General features: G+C 69.0%; 15 protein-coding genes. 11 read left to right on the top strand and 4 right to left on the bottom strand.

Annotation, left to right across the window (positions count from 1 at the left end; genetic code table 11):
- Positions 1-1,168: adenosylmethionine--8-amino-7-oxononanoate transaminase (gene bioA, locus VIM26_RS03340; protein ID WP_331948911.1), on the top strand; the 1,168-nt coding region annotated here is incomplete at its 5' end.
- Between the two features lie 82 nt (positions 1,169-1,250).
- On the opposite strand, the gene VIM26_RS03335 is transcribed toward bioA, so the two are convergent.
- Entirely contained in the window at positions 1,251-2,078 is an 828-nt protein-coding gene (locus tag VIM26_RS03335) for a GTP pyrophosphokinase (protein ID WP_414696435.1), read from the bottom strand.
- 108 nt (positions 2,079-2,186) lie between these two features.
- On the opposite strand from VIM26_RS03335, the gene VIM26_RS03330 reads away from it, so the two are divergent.
- The 5 genes from VIM26_RS03330 to VIM26_RS03310 all read left to right on the top strand — a co-directional run bounded on the left by VIM26_RS03330 (position 2,187) and on the right by VIM26_RS03310 (position 7,472).
- Complete coding sequence (locus tag VIM26_RS03330) at positions 2,187-3,305, top strand: 8-amino-7-oxononanoate synthase (RefSeq protein ID WP_331948910.1); 1,119 nt, start codon at positions 2,187-2,189, stop codon at positions 3,303-3,305.
- On the top strand, positions 3,302-4,000 hold the full coding sequence (gene bioD, locus VIM26_RS03325) for a dethiobiotin synthase (protein ID WP_331948909.1): 699 nt from the start codon (positions 3,302-3,304) through the stop codon (positions 3,998-4,000). Before VIM26_RS03330 ends, bioD begins: the two co-directional genes overlap by 4 nt.
- Before the next feature lie 368 nt (positions 4,001-4,368).
- Positions 4,369-5,178 carry a VOC family protein gene (locus VIM26_RS03320; protein ID WP_331948908.1) on the top strand — a complete coding sequence of 270 codons (810 nt, stop codon included), beginning with the start codon at positions 4,369-4,371 and terminating at the stop codon, positions 5,176-5,178.
- Between the two features lie 102 nt (positions 5,179-5,280).
- The gene (gene purB / locus VIM26_RS03315; RefSeq protein WP_331948907.1) at positions 5,281-6,711 is read left to right on the top strand and encodes an adenylosuccinate lyase; all 1,431 of its coding nucleotides are present in this window, start codon (positions 5,281-5,283) and stop codon (positions 6,709-6,711) included.
- A 293-nt stretch (positions 6,712-7,004) separates the two neighbouring features.
- Positions 7,005-7,472: a hypothetical protein gene (locus VIM26_RS03310; protein ID WP_331948906.1), complete on the top strand. Its 468-nt coding sequence runs from the start codon at positions 7,005-7,007 to the stop codon at positions 7,470-7,472.
- A 247-nt stretch (positions 7,473-7,719) separates the two neighbouring features.
- Here VIM26_RS03310 and VIM26_RS03305 read toward each other — a convergent pair whose 3' ends face one another.
- Both VIM26_RS03305 and VIM26_RS03300 read right to left on the bottom strand, forming a co-directional pair.
- Positions 7,720-8,355: a VOC family protein gene (locus VIM26_RS03305; protein ID WP_331948912.1), complete on the bottom strand. Its 636-nt coding sequence runs from the start codon at positions 8,353-8,355 to the stop codon at positions 7,720-7,722.
- A gap of 60 nt (positions 8,356-8,415) precedes the next feature.
- Positions 8,416-9,225: an RNA methyltransferase gene (locus VIM26_RS03300; protein ID WP_331948905.1), complete on the bottom strand. Its 810-nt coding sequence runs from the start codon at positions 9,223-9,225 to the stop codon at positions 8,416-8,418.
- A 46-nt stretch (positions 9,226-9,271) separates the two neighbouring features.
- Between VIM26_RS03300 and VIM26_RS03295 the strand changes: the two genes are divergently transcribed.
- The 5 genes from VIM26_RS03295 to VIM26_RS03275 all read left to right on the top strand — a co-directional run bounded on the left by VIM26_RS03295 (position 9,272) and on the right by VIM26_RS03275 (position 15,779).
- The gene (locus VIM26_RS03295; RefSeq protein ID WP_331948903.1) at positions 9,272-9,910 is read left to right on the top strand and encodes a hypothetical protein; all 639 of its coding nucleotides are present in this window, start codon (positions 9,272-9,274) and stop codon (positions 9,908-9,910) included.
- A 69-nt stretch (positions 9,911-9,979) separates the two neighbouring features.
- Positions 9,980-13,729 (top strand): cobaltochelatase subunit CobN, encoded by a 3,750-nt coding sequence (gene cobN / locus VIM26_RS03290; RefSeq protein WP_331948902.1) that lies wholly within the window; start codon positions 9,980-9,982, stop codon positions 13,727-13,729.
- A gap of 185 nt (positions 13,730-13,914) precedes the next feature.
- Positions 13,915-14,370: a pyridoxamine 5'-phosphate oxidase family protein gene (locus VIM26_RS03285; RefSeq protein ID WP_331948901.1), complete on the top strand. Its 456-nt coding sequence runs from the start codon at positions 13,915-13,917 to the stop codon at positions 14,368-14,370.
- Between the two features lie 21 nt (positions 14,371-14,391).
- A complete protein-coding gene (locus tag VIM26_RS03280; protein WP_331948899.1) occupies positions 14,392-15,042 on the top strand; it encodes a Clp protease N-terminal domain-containing protein in 651 nt (216 codons plus the stop codon).
- Complete coding sequence (locus VIM26_RS03275) at positions 15,039-15,779, top strand: Mut7-C RNAse domain-containing protein (protein ID WP_331948897.1); 741 nt, start codon at positions 15,039-15,041, stop codon at positions 15,777-15,779. Before VIM26_RS03280 ends, VIM26_RS03275 begins: the two co-directional genes overlap by 4 nt.
- Before the next feature lie 115 nt (positions 15,780-15,894).
- Here VIM26_RS03275 and sppA read toward each other — a convergent pair whose 3' ends face one another.
- Entirely contained in the window at positions 15,895-17,535 is a 1,641-nt protein-coding gene (gene sppA / locus VIM26_RS03270) for a signal peptide peptidase SppA (protein WP_331948896.1), read from the bottom strand.
- Between the last annotated feature and the right edge of the window lie 280 nt (positions 17,536-17,815).

The following is a 17,815-nucleotide window of genomic DNA, read 5'->3' as shown; positions in this document are numbered from 1 at the left end:
GTCGTCCTGGTGGTGTGCGATCCATGGCTACGCGGTGCCGTCGCTGGACCGGGCCGTCCAGGACCAGCTCGGCCGGATGAGTCACGTCATGTTCGGCGGGCTGACCCATGAACCGGCAATTGCGTTGGGGCGCAAGCTGATCGAGCTGGCGCCGCGACTCGACGGCCAGGGGGAGTCACCGTTGCAGCATGTCTTCCTCGCCGACTCTGGGTCGGTCTCGGTTGAGGTCGCGATGAAGATGGCGTGGCAGTTCCATGTCAACGCAGGGCGCCCGCGCACGAAGATGTTCACGATCCGTGGCGGCTACCACGGCGACACCTTCGCGGCCATGAGCGTGTGCGACCCGGTCGGCGGCATGCACTCACTGTTTACCGGCGTCCTCCCCGAGCAGATCTTCGCCCCGCGTCCACCAGCCGGGATCGACGTCCCATCCGATGGCCCGGCGATGGTCGTTTGGGAGCAGGAGACGCGGGCCTTGTATGCCGCGTACGCACCGGACGTCGCAGCGGTCGTGATCGAGCCGGTGCTCCAGGGCGCGGGCGGGATGCACATCTACAGCCCGTATGCCGTGCAGGTGCTCGCCTCGCTCGCCCGCGAGCACGGTGCCCTGCTGATCTTCGACGAGATCGCCACAGGCTTCGGGCGCACGGGCACCCTGTGGGCGGCTGACAGGTGCGGCGTGGTCCCGGACATCCTCACGGTGGGCAAGGCGTTGACAGGTGGCTACCTGACGCTGGCGGCGACCCTGTGCACACGCGAGGTTGCGCAGGGCGTGAGCGGCGGGCAGTCCGGCGGGCTGATGCACGGACCGACGTTCATGGGTAACCCGCTGGCCTGCTCTGTGGCGCTGGCGAGCCTGGATCTGTTGGAGCGCAACGACTTTCACGCTCAGACGGCTCGTATCGAGTCGGAGCTGAGGGTTGGCCTGGCACCCGCCATGGACCTGGACTGCGTCCTTGACGTACGCACGCTCGGAGCCGTGGGCGTCATACAGCTGACGGGTCCTGCCGACGTGGCCGCGATCGGCGCCGCCGCCCTCGAACGCGGCGTCTGGGTGCGCCCGTTCCGCGATCTGGTCTACACGATGCCGCCCTATGTCAGCACCACCGAGGACATCGCCGCGATCACGTCGGCCCTGGTCGGCGCCGTCACTGACATCCATGGCTGAGTGCCACAACTGCCGCCACGGGTTCACGACACACCTCGGCTGAGCCTCGTCGCTCGTCGCTCGTCGCTCGTGCGCCAGAGCCTCAGTCCCGTGGAGGCGTGGGGGTGCCTTCGCGGCCGCGCACGAACGTCTCCAGAAGCTCGGTGGACAGGGGCCACTGCGACAGCCAGTCAACGCTGCCCCGGTCGTCTGCGGCATCGGGGTTGGCGCCGAGCTCGATGACCTGATGGTGGAGGCGCTCCATCTGCACGTCCAGACGGCTTGCGACGTCCGCCGCCTGCTTCAGCTCGTCGAGGAGCGCGGTCGGCACGCCACCGTCGTACTTGTAGTAGATCTTGTGCTCGAGGCTGGCCCAGAAGTCCATGGCGATCGTGCGGATCTGGATCTCGACCGTGACCGGCTGGACGCGGTCCGACATGAACACCGGGACGGCCACGAGCAGATGCAGGCTCTTGTAGCCGTTGGGCTTCGGGGAGGCGATGTAGTCCTTGACCTTGAGCACCGTGACGTCCTGCTGGCTTGTCAGCATGTCGCGGACCCGATACGTATCGGAGATGAACGCGCAGGTGATCCGGATGCCGGCGATGTCCTGGATGCGGTCCCGGATCTCGTCCAGGGCGAGCGGGCAGCCCGTGCGCAGTGCTTTCTTCAGGATGCCTTCGGGCGACTTAAGCCTTGAGCTGACATGCTCGATCGGGCTGTAGTCGTGGATCGAGCTGAACTCCTCTTTCAAGATGTTGATCTTCGTCATCATCTCGTCGGTCGCGAACTTGTACGACATCATGAACCGCGTGAGCTCAGTCTTCAGCTCCCGCAGAGCCCCGCGCTGGTCGATACCTTCATCGACACCGTGGGCGACGCCCTCGTCGGCACCTTGGGCGACGCCTTGGTCGGCACCTTGCTCGGTCACGCTTGCTCCCTTGCGCACTGGCGGACATCGTCGTGCCTGGAGTCTGCCACCCGCCCCGGTCCATGCCCCGGGTCACGAGCCCGGACCCGTCTGCGGCACCCTTGACCGGTGAGCTGGTTCTTGGATGACCTCGCGGCCAAGGCCGCTGAGCGCGAACGCCTCGGCCTGACGCGACGTCTGGTCGCGCGTCAGGGCGACGACCTCATCGACCTTGCCGGCAACGACTACCTCGGGCTCACCAGCCGCCCGGACGTCATCTTCGGGGCGACGACGGCAGCTCGCGCGTACGGCGGCGGCGCCGGAGCCTCCCGACTGGTCACGGGCACGTTGCCGATCCACGACCAGCTCGAGAGCGCTCTGGCCGATCTCCTGGAGGCGGACAGCGCCCTGGTCTTCTCGACCGGCTACCACGCCAACCTCGGTGCGGTCACGGCTCTCTCGGACGACCAGACCCTGATCGTCTCGGACGCGCACATCCATGCCTCGCTCATCGACGCGGCTCGACTGTCCCGGGCACAGGTGGCGGTTGCGCGGCACAACGACACCGCTGACGTCGAGCGGGTCCTGGGCGAGCGCACCCAGCCCAAGGCGATGATCGTGGTCGAGTCCATCTACTCGGTCCTTGGTGACGCGGCACCCCTCGAGGACCTCGAGGAGATCGCCCGACGCCACGACGCGATCCTGCTCGTTGACGAGGCGCACGGTGTCGGTGTGGCCGGCAACCGCGGTCAGGGGCTGACCGCCAGCCTCGGACTCTCGCGTCGCGACCATGTCGTCATCACGGTCACATTGTCCAAATCCCTTGCGGCACAAGGCGGTGCGGTCCTTGGGCACCCTGCCGTGCGCGAGCAGCTGGTCAACGCCGCGCGCCCCTTCATCTATGACACCGGGCTGGCTCCTGCGGCCGCCGGAGCCGCGCTCGCCGCGATTGCCGCCATCAACCACGACCCGGGTCTGGCCGCCCGTGTCCGGGCCAACGCCGCCACCCTCGCCGAGGCCTGCGGTGTCCGGCCGCCCGCCGGGGCCGTCCTGTCCGTGCCGATGGCCGGGCCCCGTGAGGCTCTTGCGGCGGTCGCGGTCTGCGCGGAGCACGGCATACGGATCGGGTGCTTCCGTCCGCCCTCGACACCCGACGGCATCTCGCGCCTGCGGATCACCGCACATGCCCATCACACGCCAGACGAGATCGCCCGCGCCACAAAGGTCCTCAGCGAGATCACCCGGTGAGCGAGCTCGCGCCCATCATCGTCGTGACCGGCACCGACACCGCGATCGGCAAGACGGTGACCACGGCCGCGATCGTCGTCGGCCTTCGCGGTCAGGGCTTGCGGCTGGTCGTCGTCAAGCCGACCCAGACCGGGCTGCTGCCGGGCCAACCCGGGGACATCCACGACGTATGCCGGTTGGCCGGCAAGGTCGAGACCCACGAGTTCGTCCGGTTGCCGGACCCGCTGGCTCCCGACGCCGCTGGCCGTCGGGTCGGCGTTGCGCTACCCAGCGTCGCTGACCACGCCGCCAGGCTGGCCGCGATCGCCCACCGCGACGACGTCGATCTCGTTCTCGTCGAGGGAGCTGGCGGTCTGCTCGTGCGGCTGGACGGCGACGGCGGCACGATCGCGGACCTGGGGTCCGAGCTCTCCGCGCTCGGCGCCAAGGTGGGTTACGTCGTCGTGGCCGCCGCGGGCCTGGGCACCTTGAACCACAGCGCGCTCACGGCCGAAGCGCTGCGGACGCGGGGTCTGGACTGTCTCGGCTTCGTCATCGGGTCCTGGCCCCAGAACCCGGACCTGGCGATGCGGACCAACCTGGAGGACCTGGCGTCGGTTACCGGCACCCAGCTCCTGGGCCGCATCCCCGCCGGTGCGGGGCAGTGGACGCCAGTCGAGTTCCAGGCCAAAGCGGCGGCCTGGATTGCCATCTAGCCAAACCTAGGGATCGTGCGGGTGTTTCAGTGGCAAACCTAGGGATCGTGCGGGTGATTCAGTGGCAAACCTAGAATCGCGGCTCCGCCGCGCCTAGCCTTCTAGGGACGGTGCGTGGTTCGGTGACAATCATGAGGCCGTCGCGCGCCTCGACCGGTGTGCTCTTCGGCATCGGAGCGACCGTGCTTTTCGCAGTCACAGGCGGTGGTGCCTCCCTCGTCCGATGAGCAGGAGACGAGCACGCGGCATGGCGAGAGTGTCCTGGGGGTGGCGGCTGTCGGCCCTGGGTGGCAGGCTCCGACCTGAGTCGGACCACCCCGCCCGGCAACACGCCATACCCGCGTGTCACACCAATCGAGGAGCGCACCGTGCCGACACGCGATGAGAACTGGCCCAACGGCACCCCATGTTGGATCGACCTCATGGTCACCGATCCTGGCGCCGCCAAGCAGTTCTACTCCAGTCTGTTCGGCTGGGACATCCAGGACGGTCCGCCCGAGGCCGGTGGCTACGCCATGTGCCTGCTGAACGGCCGGCCGGTGACCGCCATCAGCCCCAAAGCGCAGGACAACCCCTTCCCCAACGTCTGGTCCACCTACCTGGCTTCCGACGACCTCGACGCATCCGTCGCCAAAGCCAAGGAGGCGGGCGGTCAGTTCATGATGGAGCCGATGGACGTCATGACCGCCGGTCGTCTCGCGTTCGGGATGGATCCGACAGGGGCGCCCTATGGCATCTGGCAGGGCGGCGACCACGTGGGGGTCGGCATCTTCAACGAGCCGGGCACCCTGGTCTGGAACGAGCTGATGACGCGGGACCACGAGGGCGCGAAAGCCTTCTATGGCAGCGTGTTCGGGTACACCTTTGAGGACGTGGGCCAGGGGTACACCTACGCCACGATCAAGCGCGCCGGTGACGGCGAGGTCGTCGGCGGCCTGGGCTTGCTCGACGCCAGCACGCCCGCTGAGGTCCCCCCAAGCTGGACGACATACTTCTTGGTGGAGGACTGCGACGCATCGGTCGGCAAGGCTGCCGCGCTCGGCGCTGACGTGGTCCGCCAACCGTTCGACACCCCGTTCGGCCGGATGGCAGCCCTGACCGGCGCCCAGGGCGAGGCGTTCTCACTTATCCAACCACCACCGATGGGCGACAGTGCCGGGGCAAGCTCGCAGGGCTGACCCGTAACCGGGGCAAGCCTGAACGGGCAAGGAACCGCCGTGGTCCCAGGTAGCCCGGTGACCTGTTCGGCGGGCGGCGCAGACTCTGGGAGGATGGCCACCATGGCCTCGCTTGCTGACGCGTCCCCGTCCATTGCCCTTGGCGCCCTCGACGGCCGCTACCGCACAGCCGTCGCCCCATTGGTCGACCACCTCTCCGAGGCCGCGCTCAACCGCGAGCGGGTCCGCGTCGAGGTCGAGTGGCTGATCCACCTCACCACCGGCCAGGTCGTCCCGAATGTTCGATCACTCACCGCGGATGAGCAGACACGCCTGCGCGCGGTCGTGGAGGACTTCGGTCCGGGCGACGTCGCTGAGCTCGCCGAGATCGAGCGAGAGACCGTCCACGACGTCAAGGCCATCGAGTACTACCTCAAGCGTCGCCTCAGCACGATGGCCGGCAAAACGATGGCCGGCACACAGGCCACCGGCCTGGCCGCGATATCCGAGCTGATCCATTTCGCCTGCACCAGCGAGGACATCAACAACCTCTCCTACGCGCTGATGGTCAAGGGAGCCGTCGAGCAGGTCTGGCTACCGCGAGCCACCGCCCTCGTGGACGCCGTCGCCGACATGGCCAGGGATTTGCGCGACGTACCGCTCCTCGCACGCACGCACGGCCAGCCTGCCACGCCGACAACGATGGGCAAAGAACTGGCAGTGATCGCGTACCGCCTGAGGCGCCAGCTCGCCCGCATCGGCCGCGCGGAATACCTCGGAAAGCTCAACGGAGCGACCGGCACGTATGGCGCCCACGTCGCCGCCGTGCCCGAAGCAGACTGGCCGGCGATCAGCAAGGCGTTCGTGGAGTCCCTTGGCCTGCAATGGAACCCGCTGACCACGCAGATCGAGAGCCACGACTGGCAAGCCGAGCTCTACAGCGACATGGCCCGCTTCAACCGGATCCTGCACAACCTTTGCACCGACGTCTGGACCTACATCTCGATGGGCTACTTCGCCCAGGTGCGCGGCCAGGGCACCGTCGGCTCGTCGACGATGCCGCACAAGGTCAACCCGATCCGCTTCGAGAACGCCGAGGCCAACCTCGAGGTCTCCAACGCCCTCCTCGACGTGCTCGCCTCGACGCTGGTGCAGTCCCGGATGCAGCGCGACCTCACCGACTCGAGCATGCAACGCAACATCGGCACCGCGTTCGGTCACTCGCTGCTGGCGATCGACAACGCCGGCCGTGGTCTGGCCGGGCTGGACGCCGTGCCAGCCGCGATGGCCGCCGACCTCGAGGCCAACTGGGAGGTGCTCGGCGAGCCGATCCAGTCCGCGATGCGTTCCCTCGGCGCCCAGGGAGTCGAGGGCATGGAGAACCCGTACGAGCGGCTCAAGGAGCTCACCCGCGGCCGTCGGATCACCGGCGACGACCTCCGCGAGTTCGTCAGCGGCCTGGGTCTGCCGCCCCACGTCGAGCGACGTTTCCTCGAGATGACCCCGCAGACCTACATCGGGCTTGCCCCGCAGCTGGTCGACTACCTCGGTTGACCTTGGTCCCCAGGACAGGATCTGTCCGGGTTGCAGTACCCGGTGGTGGTCAAGCCAAGGCAAGAATCGAGCAGCAACGGCCTGACCCTCGCCGTCGACGAACCGCAGGCCATGCCGCCGCCGCCGACGTCGCGGCTCACTACAGGCAAGCCGCCCTCGTCGAGGAATACATCGATGGGCGAGAGATCTGCAGAGGTGCGGGTGCGCGCAGAAGACGCCGAGATAACTGTTCGTCGCGCGCGTCATGAGGCCGAACTTCGTCGCGCGCCCACGGTCGGTGTCGGTGCGATCCGGTGGAAGCCGTCAGGCCGCCAGATGTGGGTCGCCGTGACGATCTGGTCAGGGTCGTCACTGGCCAGAATCACCACGCCCGGGTAGTCCGCGAGCAGTCTGCGCATCGTGCTGCGTCCAACCTTTCCCAGGTCCGCGTCGAGGCGGTCGAACACCAGAAGGGGTGGATCGTCCAGTATCGCTCGGGCCAGCAGCAGTCGCGCCCGCTCGGCAATGGTCAGGGGCTCATCGCCGTGCACCAGCACGGTGTCGGCGCCAAGGGCAAGGTCGGAAACTCGATCCGCAAGGTCGACCTCCCCGAGCAGGCGGTTGACCTCCTCCGGACCGGTGTTCGGCGAGCGATACCGAACGGTTCGGGACACGCTTCCTCTGACCAGCATCATCCCCTGTGCGGCATGGCGGCCAGCTCCGGCATCGTCGTGCCGTCGCTCAGCGCGAGGTATGCGGCGAAGACCGAACCCCGGACGTGAGCGGACGGGACCGCAACGACGTCGGTCCGCTCGAGAACCGAGTCGGCCGCGTGGCGGACCGTTGGGTTTAGCCGCCATCGCCCGATGGTGGTAGTACCAGGAGGCACCGTGCGGCGGCGCCGATCAGAACTGGTTTGCGAGGCGAATCAGAGTTCGTTTGCGAGGCGGATCAGGGGTCGTCAACGCCGCCGATCAGGAGCGTGGAGGAGAGCTCCGGTGGAGCTCGACTGATCAGATGGTGACTTGATCAGATGGTGACAGGACCCTTGGGCGTGTCGAACGTGACGGCCAGCAGGCCCGGGGTGCCGTGCGGCGCGACGAACGTGAAGTCGATGACGGTCGAGGTCTGGTCAGCCGGCAGGCCGAGCCACTCGCAGACCCGGTCGGGGTCACCGGCGATCTGCAGTCCGCTGATCGTCACGTTGGAATTGGCGCCGCCGGACGGGTGCGGGCTCTCGTCGTCCCACTGAATGTAGAAGGGTAGCTGCGGGTCGGCTATGAGCCCCTTGACGCCGAGCTGACGCCACTTGAGCTCGACGCCATCAGGGCGGCGTCGGCTGCCGACTGCGGCCTCGCGACCGAGTCGCTTCTCAGCCTCGGACAGGTCCTCGACGCTGACGACCCAGCCCAGCCAGCCACCGCCCACCTCGGAACGGGCGCGGACGGCCTGGCCGAACGGTGCCTTGTCGGAGGCGGGGTGGTCAAGCACCTCGACGACCTCGACGAAGCGCCTGTCGGCCAGCGGAAGGATGATGTTGCGAGTGCCGAAGCGGGGATGGATACCCCCATCGACGGGAGTCACTCCGAGCCGTTTGGCGAGGCGCTGGGCGGTCGCCTTCAGCCCATCAATTTCGGCGGCATAAGAGACGTGGTCAACTCGCATACGGGTAATCGTGGCACAGGTCACGGGGTGCTCTTGACGGGGGTCCGTTCTACCGTCTGGTCAGCGCCCGCGGCGCTGCCGCACGGCTTCGTAGATGACCACGGCCGCCGACGTCGCCACGTTCAGGGAGTTCGCCCGCCCCGCCATCGGGATGCGGATCCGGTATGCCGCGGCCGCCAGGATCTCGTCTGTCAGTCCGTACTTCTCGGCCCCGACGGCGATCGCGACCGGCCCCGTGTAGTCCACCTCCGTGTAGTCCAGCTCCGTGTCCGGCGTCGTGGCGACAAGCGCAATACCGTTGTCCGACAACCACTTCAACGCCTCGCCCGTACCAGCCGAGGCGACCGGAACCGAGAAGACCGTGCCCTTGCTGGCACGCACCAGGTTGGGATTGCCCCAGTCGGTGACTTGATCGATGGCCACGACGGCCTCGACCCCGGCGGCATCGGCCGTCCGCAACATCGCGCCGAGGTTGCCCGGCTTCTCCACCCCCTGGCAGATCAGGGCCAGCGGCGCGGGCCCGACCGTCAGATCGGCGCAGGAACGCACCACCGATTCCACTACGGCAAGGAAACCGTCGGGGCCCTCGCGGTAGGCCACCTTCTCGAACGCCGCCCGCCCCAGCTGCTGGGTGTCCGAGCCCAGGGCCTGCACCCGCAGCAGGACGTCCTGCTGCATCGCGGGGTCGAGCATCAGCTCGGGGCAGTGGTAGACGGTTCGCGGCACGACGCCCGCGTCCAGCGCGAGGGACAGCTCGTCATACCCCTCGATGAGGGTGATCCCTGCTTCCTCGCGCGCACGACGACGGCGTAGTGCGACCAGTGACTTCAGGCGGGCGTTGGCCGGCGAGGTGATGATGAGCTCGGACATGACCCGCACAGCATGCCAGCATCGGGGCATGCAGGAGAATGCCGGCATGACCAACAACGACATGACCAACAACGACCTGACCGGCAAGGCGGGGTACGAGCGGTTCACCATCAAGCAGAAGATCACGATGATGGTCAACCGTTACGAGATCAGGTCGGTCGACGCCGAGGGGGCCGAGGGACCGCTGATCGCCATGGCGCAGCAGAAACGGATGGCCTTCAAGGAACAGGTGACGTTCTACGCCGACGAGGCGCGCACGCAGCCGGTGTTCGGGTTCAAGGCGAGGCAGCGGATGGACCTCGGCGCGACCTATGACGTCACGGACGCGAGCGGTACGCCGATCGGCAGCTTCCGCAAGGAGTTCGCCAAGTCGTTGCTGCGCTCGACCTGGCAGCTGACCGGCGCCGACGGGCTCGAGGCCACGGGCACCGAGCGCAACCAGAGCGTCGCCATCGCGCGCCGGCTGTGGGAGGTCCTGCCCGTGGTCGGCGACCTGCCCTCACCGTTTCTGTTCCACTTCGACTTCACCGCGCCCGACGGCTCGATCGTGCTGAGCTCAGTTCGACGCCGGAGCCTGCGCGACCGGTATGACGTGGAGCTTCCCGCCACGCCCAACGGCTGGCGGCTGGACTGGCGGGTCGGCGCCGCGATGGCTGTGGCCCTCGACGCCCTGCAGTCCCGCTGACCCCACGCTCGGCATCCGTCGATGCCTTCGGCACGGGGCGTGGACGCTCCGAGGAAGGACGGCTCCCTCATGGCCGCTCTGCTGCTCTCGACCGCTGACACCGACCTGCTCGCCGCTGCCCGCTGCGACGCCGGTTGGCGGGTCGCCAACCCTGCTCGGACCGAGGCCTCAGAGGTCCCCGCCCTGCTCAACGGCGTGGACGTCGCCGTCGTGCGCCTGCTCGGCGGCCGCCGCACCTGGCCCCTGGGTCTGGACGCGGTGCTGGCCTCTGGCGTCCCGACCGTGGTCCTGGGAGGTGAGTCCACCCCGGACGCTGAGCTGATGTCCGTCTCGAGCGTGCCCGCCGGGGTGGCCACCCAGGCGCTGGCCTACCTCCTCGAGGGCGGGACGGCCAACCTGCGCGAGCTCGCCTCATTCCTGTCCGACACCCTGCTGCTCACCGGCCAGGGCTTCGAGCCACCGGTCATCTTCCCCATCTACGGCGTCCACGAGCGGGACGTCATCCACGAGCGGGAGTCGCAGGCACCCGCCGTGACGCCTCGCCCCCGCGTGGGCGTTCTGTACTACCGCGCCCACGAGCTGAGCGGCAACACGGCGTTCGTCGACACGCTCTGCGTCGCGATCGAGGCGGCGGGCGGGTCGGCGGTCCCGGTCTTCTGTGGTTCGCTTCGCGGGCTCACCGGTGGCCAGGCGGAGGCCGACGGACTGCTCTCACTGCTGTCCGGTTGCGACGTGGTGGTCACCACCGTCCTGGCCGGCGGAGGAGCGGTGGCCGCTGATGCGAGCGCCGGCGGTGACGAGGACGCGTGGGACGCGGGACTGCTGGCCACCCTGGATGTACCAGTGGTGCAGGGCATGGCCCTGACAAGCTCGCGGGCCGCCTGGGCGGCGTCAACCGCCGCGCTGACCCCGATGGACGCAGCGATGCAGGTGGCGATCCCGGAGTTCGACGGCAGGATCATCGCGAATCCGTTCTCCTTCAAGGAGATCGATGACCTCGGCGTGGCCATCTACGTCGCGGATGCGGAGCGTTGTGCGCGGCTCGCCAGGACGGCGCTCGCGCTCGCTCGGCTGAGGCACACCGCGGCCGCCGAGCGCCGGGTCGCCATCGTGCTGTCCTCCTACCCGACCAAGCACGCCCGGGTCGGCAACGCCGTCGGGCTCGACACCCCTGCCAGCGCCGTGGTGCTACTTGAGGCGTTGCGCGCGGGCGGGTACGACCTCGGTGCCGGGTTCCCCCAGGACGGCGACGAGCTGATCCACGCGCTGATCGCGGCAGGGGGCCACGACGTCGAGTGGCTCACCGACGAGCAGCTGGCCGCCGCTGTCGCGAAGGTGCCCGGGTCGACATACGCGCGGTGGTTCGATGCGCTGCCGGCCAGCCTGCGGGCGTCCATCGAGAAGGCGTGGGGCCCTGCACCCGGTGAGCTGTACGTCGACTCCTCGGGGTCGGAGCCGGCCGTGGCCCTGGCGGCGCTGCAGTTCGGCAACGTCGTGCTGATCATCCAGCCGCCGCGCGGTTTCGGCGAGAACCCCGTGGCGATCTACCACGATCCCGAGCTCGCGCCGTCGCACCACTACCTCGCGGCCTACCGCTGGCTCGAGGCTGCCCAGGACGACGATGGATTCGGGGCGCACGCGGTGGTGCATCTCGGCAAGCACGGGACGCTGGAGTGGCTGCCCGGCAAGGGTCTCGGGCTGTCCGCGGAGTGCGCGCCGGACGCGGTCCTGGGCGACCTGCCGCTGGTGTACCCATTCATCGTCAACGACCCCGGCGAGGGCACGCAGGCCAAGCGGCGCGGCCACGCGGTCGTCGTCGACCATCTCGTGCCGCCCATGGCGCGGGCCGAGACGTACGGCGACATGGCCAAGCTCGAGCAGATGCTCGACGAGTACGCCACAGTGCGGGCGCTGGACCCGAGCAAGGTGCCGGTGGTGCAGCAGCAGATCTGGACGCTGGTCCAGGCCGCCCAGCTGCACCATGACCTGCACCTGGACCAGATGCCCGGCGGGGACGACGACTTCGACGACATGGTCCTGCACGTCGACGGCTACCTGTGCGAGGTCAAGGATGTCCAGATCCGCGACGGCCTCCACGTGCTCGGCGGGGCACCGCTCGGCGAGGCCCGGGTCAACCTGGTGCTGGCCATCCTGCGGGCCACGCAGGTCTGGGGCGGGCGCACGCAGGCCCTGCCCGGCCTGCGGGCGGCGCTGGCCACGGCATACGGGCTGGATGAGAAGGCCCTGCTCGACGACGCCGGCGCCCAGCTGAGCGGCTCGGCGCTCGAGGGTGCCCGCCAGCTCGGGTCGGTCATCGACGGCCCGGTCCGCTCGGGTGCCGACGCGGTCGACCTGCTCGAACAGGCGGCGCGCCGGTTGGTGCTGGGTCTGGAGACGCTGGGCTGGGAGCCCGGCAAGATCGCCGCCGTCATCGCCGAGGTGCTCGGGGACGACGTCCCCGGCGGGACGGCCGACATCGTTCGGGTGCTGGCTTTCGGTGCCACCGAGCTGGTCCCGAGGTTGGCACGCACGACCGACGAGATCGCCAACGTCCTGCACGCGCTGGACGGCGGTTTCGTCCCGGCGGGTCCAAGCGGCTCGCCGACCCGAGGCCTGGTCAACGTGCTGCCCACCGGACGCAACTTCTACTCCGTCGACCCCAAGGCGATCCCCAGCCGAAACGCCTGGGACACCGGCGTCGCGCTGGCCGAGTCGCTGCTTACCCGCCACCGCGCCGACACCGGGGACTGGCCGAGGTCGGTGGGCCTGACGGTCTGGGGCACCTCGTGCATGCGCACGCAAGGCGACGACATCGCCGAGATCCTCTGGTTGCTGGGGTGCCGACCCGTCTGGGATGACGCCTCGCGTCGGGTCACCGGGTTCGAGATCGTCCCCGCCGCGGAGCTGGCTCGCCCCCGGGTCGATGTGACGGTGCGCATCTCCGGCTTCTTCCGGGACGCCTTCCCGCACGTGGTACAGCTGCTGGACGACGCCGTGCAGGCCGTGGCCGATCTCGACGAGGATGCGGACGAGAACTTCGTGCGGGTCCACGTGGAGGCCGACGTCGCCGCCGGGGCCGACCGCCGGCGAGCGACAGCGCGGGTGTTCGGCTCCAAGCCGGGTGCGTACGGGGCCGGGCTGCTGCCCCTGGTCGACGCTCGCACCTGGCGCACCGATGCCGATCTGGCCGAGGTGTATGCCGTCTGGGGCGGCTACGCCTATGGGCACGGGCTGGACGGCACCGAGGCTCGCGGCGACATGGAGCGCGCGTTCACCCGGATCCAGGTGGCGGCGAAGAACCAGGACACCCGCGAGCACGACATCGTCGACAGTGACGACTACTTCCAGTACCACGGCGGCATGGTGGCGATGGTCCGCCACCTCACCGGCCAGAGCCCGGCGGCATACGTCGGTGACTCGGCGGTTCCCGACCAGGTGCGCACCCGGACGCTCGGTGAGGAGACCAAGCGCGTGTTCCGCGCGCGGGTGGTCAACCCCCGATGGATTGCCGCGATGCAGCGACACGGGTACAAGGGCGCCTTCGAGATGGCAGCTACGGTCGACTACCTGTTCGGGTACGACGCGACGGCCGGTGTCGTCGACGACTGGATGTACGAGTCGCTGACCCGCGAGTACGTGCAGGATCCGCAGGTGGCCGAGTTCATGCGCACGTCGAACCCGTGGGCGCGCAAGGGGATCGCCGAGCGGCTGGTCGAGGCGGCGCAACGCGGACTGTGGAGCGAACCATCGGAGCAGGCCCTGCAGGCGTTGCAGGACGCGATCCTGGAGACCGAGGGCGACCTCGAGGGCGACGACTGACATCGACAGCCGCGTAGTCTTTCATCCTGCGACCAGGTCGCGCTTGCGGAAGAGCAGGATGGGCGAGGCGAGCACTGCGACCGCGATGCCTGCCCTCCCCAATGCTGCGGCCTGCGCTCCGCGAATTCCGGGAACAACCCGCGAATCAACCCGCACCCTGACTCGTCGTCCGGCAGGATCAGCTCATGACTTCCTGGACCGACTTCGCTGCCGACCAGCCGGAGCTCGCTGCCCGCGTCCGCCGGTGCTTCGCGATCCGCAAGCACTCCACTCTTGCGACGCTGCGACGAGACGGTTCGCCGCGCATCAGCGGCACCGAAGTGGAGTTCGCTGACGACGGGCTCTACCTGGGGATGATGCCCGGCTCGCTGAAAGCGTTGGACCTGCGCCGGGACGCGCGTCTCGCAGTGCACTGCCCCACGGAGGACGCACCGGAGGACGACCCCGGCTCGTGGCTGGGCGACGCAAAGATCGCCGGTCGAGCGACGGAGGTGTCGGACGCGACGCGCATCGATCAAGCCCATCGCTTCACGATCGACATCCTTGAGGTCGTGCACACCACCGTCGGCACGCCCGCGGACCACCTCGTGATCGAGTCGTGGCACGCCGGGCGTGGAGTGCAGCGCCGCGAGCGCCGGTAGGGGGCAGGGGATGATGGTGGGGTGACGACACCAGTGCCACCAGAAGTCTGTCTCCGCGACGTGGCTGATCATCTGATCGGCCACTTCGTCGACCAGGCAAGACGCTCGGGCGCGTCCTGGACGGACATCGGCAGGAGCATGGGAGTCACCAAACAAGCAGCTCAGAAGCGTTTCGTTCCGAAGGGCCCCGGCGAACTATCGGATCTCGATCCCCACCAGGGATTCAGCCGGTTCACCGAGCGGGCGAGGAATGTTGTGATGGCGGCGCAGAACGAAGCCCGTGCAGCAGACAACGACGAGATCCGCCCCGAACACCTGGTGCTGGGGCTCCTCACCGAACCGGACGCACTCGCCGCGATGTCGCTCGTCGCCCAAGGCGTACCGCTGGAAACCGTCCGGCAGACCGTCACCGCGACCCTGCCGCCGGCAGCCGACCACGTGCCCGCGCTCATTCCTTACGATCCACGGGCGCGAAAGGCGCTGGAACTCACGTTCCGGGAGGCCCTGCGGATGGGCCACAACTACATCGGTACCGAGCACATCCTGCTCGCGCTGCTTGAGCTCGAAGACGGCACCGGCGTGCTCGCCGCCCTCGGCGTCGACAAGGCGACCGCAGAAGCCAACATCGCCGGCGCCGTGGCCGCCAGCCGTGCCGCCCATGAGCAGAAGTGACCTCGACGGAACGTCCCGCAGAAACCCCGGTGGCACCCGGCACGGTCCGGCTTTGCATCCACCCCGCCCTGCGTTTCCTGCTGCCGCGCCGGGGCCGCGACAGCGGCGAGCTCGACCTGCCGCACGACCCGGATGCCACAGTTGGACATCTCGTCCAGAGTGCAGGCGTGCCACTGACCGAGGTCGGAGACCTGCTCGTGGCCAAGGTCTCGGTGTCCTGGCGGAGTCGGTTGCAGGAGCAGGACCGGCTCGACGTCGCGGTTCGCGCCCGGCCACAACCGCTGCGGGGGCCGGCGATCTTCCTGTTGGACGTGCACCTCGGCGCGCTGACCCGCAGGCTTCGGCTCCTGGGTGTCGACACGGCATACGACAACCACGCTGACGACGACCATCTCGTCGAGCAGGCTGCACGTGAGGACCGAGTGCTGCTCAGCCAAGACCGGGGCCTGTTGATGCGCACGGCGCTGCGCCGGGCCGCCTTCGTGCGCGGGCAGCACCCCGACGCCCAGCTCGCCGACGTTATCGAGCGGTTCCGGCCGCCCCTCGAGCCGTGGAGCCTGTGCCTGGCCTGCGGGGGAACGCTGAGCCCGGTTGCGAAGGCTCAGGTGGCCAACCAGCTGGAACCGGGGACATTGCGCACGAAGCAGCAATTCTCCCGGTGCCGGTCCTGCGGACACGTGTACTGGCATGGAGCGCACGACGCCAAGCTGCAGCAAGTGGTCCGGCGCTACACCTGAAGGCGTGGCTCGTCCATGCGCCGGCCACAACTTCCGGATCTGTGATGCGTGGCTCGTCCATGCATGGCCACTAACGTCCGGATCGCGATCCGCTAAGGCTGGATCCAGGAAGTCATCAGCGCACCGTGATCGACGGCATGCGCAGGGCGGCCGTGTCGGGCAGCCCCAGCGCGGCAGCGATGTCAGAGAGCCCCGGTAGCGTCGCGCTCACCACCGCGCGCGGGTCCTCGGTGTTCTTCGCGCGTCCCAGCCGGGCCAGCGGGGCGACATGAAGGGCATGGCGCACCGGGGCATCGGCCGACAGGCCCGCACGCGAGCGGGCGATGCGTACGGCGTCGCGCAACCCGCCGAGCTCGTCGACCAGGCCAATGCCGAGCGCGTCGCTGCCGGTCCACACCCGACCACGTGCGATGCTCTCGATCTCGGCGACCGGACGGCCTCGGCCGCGGGCCACCTTGGCCACGAAGTCGACGTAGATCGCGTCGATGGTGGCAGCCAGCCGCTCACGCTCGTCGTCGCTGAAGCCGCGCCGCGGCGAGAACATCAGCGACCGGGCCCCGTGCGACACCGTCCCGGTCGTCAGCCCCAGACGATCGAACAGCTCGCGTACGACCATCTTGCCGCCGAAGACGCCGATGGACCCGGTGAGCGTCGCGGGAAGCGCGACGATCACATCGGCCGGGCAGGCGATGTAGTAGCCGCCAGAGGCCGCCGCCGCGCCCATCGACACGACCACCGGCTTGCCCGCGTCGCGCACGCGGCACACCTCTCGCCAGATCGTGTCGGACGCGACGGCCGAACCCCCCGGGGAGTCGACGTGCAGGACGACCGCGCGGACGTGCTCGTCGTTGGTCGCGGCGCGCAGGGCTGCCCCGACCGAATCGCTGCCGACCTGCCGTCCCATCGGACCGCGGCGGGTGCGCCCGGACGCGATAGCCCCGCGCACCTCGACGAGAGCGACGTGGCCCTTGCGGCGCGCCGGCACATGCGGACGGCGTTGCGGACGCCACCGATCGGCGAACAGCAGCTTGACATCGGTGCCGACCCGCCAGCGCATCGCGGCGTACACCTCGTCGCGGTAGCCGAGCGCGTCGACCAGCCCGGCGTCGCGCGCCTCCGGCGCGGTGCGGGGCCCCGTATCGGCGAGCTCGCGCACCCTAAGGGCCTCGATCCCTCGCCCGTCCGCAATCATGTCGATCGCGTCGGTGAACACTGACTCGGCAAGGCGGTCGAGCGCGATGCGGTGGGCCTCGGTGAACTCGGTGCGCATGATGCGGTCGGCGGCGTTCTTGAACTCGTAACGCTGCTCGAGCTGCGGCTCGATGCCCAGGTGGTCGAGCGCGCCGCGGACGAAGGTCGTCTCCACCCCCACACCCAGCAGACCGAGGCCCCCGCCAGGCTGCAACCAGATCTCGTCGAAACCGGTCGCCAGGACGTATGCCGCCATGTCGCCGGAGCCCTCACCGAAGCTCTCTGCCCACGCGAGCGTCGGCTTCCCGCTCGCGGCGAAGGCACGCACACCGAGGCGCAGCTCCTGCATGGCCGCCCACGGCAGCGCCCCACCGACTTTGGCGATCAGCCCGACGACGTGATGGTCTGCTGCGGCCTCGTGCAACGCGCGAAGGATGGGGCGGAGCTGGTGGCGGCCGCGGGCCCGCAGCCGGGCGATCGGGTCGTCCGTGTCGGGCGCGGCGGGAAGTTCGGCGAGGTCTACTTCGAGCAGCAGGGACGGACGGTGACCAGGCAACGCAGGCATGCACTCCACCATAGGCGTGGCCTGCATAGGCGTGGCCTGCATAGGCGTGGCCTGCGGGCGCTGCCCGTACTTACCCTGTCGGCGCTGCCCGTACTCATATCAGGTCTGGTAGGGGTGCACGGTTTCTGGCAGACTTTGCGGCTCTCCTGCCATAACTGTGGGTCGGGAGCGGTGTGCTACGGCGGGGCATGAGGTCGGGCTCGTTGGCGTGAGGGGCACGGGCGGCTCGTAGGGTCGAAAGCTCCTACACTCCTCGCCCCTTGGAGCCACCCGTGCGTGC

The organism is Pengzhenrongella sp., assembly GCF_036565025.1.
In the GTDB taxonomy this organism is placed as follows: Bacteria; Actinomycetota; Actinomycetes; order Actinomycetales; family Cellulomonadaceae; genus Pengzhenrongella.
This window is presented reverse-complemented; position numbering and strand designations above follow the sequence as displayed.

Coding starts and splice junctions, on each gene's coding strand:
- cobN (WP_331948902.1), top strand. CDS start 9,980: ATGGCCGCTCTGCTGCTCTCGACCGCTGACACCGACCTGCTCGCCGCT.
- VIM26_RS03285 (WP_331948901.1), top strand. CDS start 13,915: ATGACTTCCTGGACCGACTTCGCTGCCGACCAGCCGGAGCTCGCTGCC.
- sppA (WP_331948896.1), bottom strand. CDS start 17,535: ATGCCTGCGTTGCCTGGTCACCGTCCGTCCCTGCTGCTCGAAGTAGAC.
- VIM26_RS03300 (WP_331948905.1), bottom strand. CDS start 9,225: ATGTCCGAGCTCATCATCACCTCGCCGGCCAACGCCCGCCTGAAGTCA.
- VIM26_RS03295 (WP_331948903.1), top strand. CDS start 9,272: ATGACCAACAACGACATGACCAACAACGACCTGACCGGCAAGGCGGGG.
- VIM26_RS03305 (WP_331948912.1), bottom strand. CDS start 8,355: ATGCGAGTTGACCACGTCTCTTATGCCGCCGAAATTGATGGGCTGAAG.
- purB (WP_331948907.1), top strand. CDS start 5,281: ATGGCCTCGCTTGCTGACGCGTCCCCGTCCATTGCCCTTGGCGCCCTC.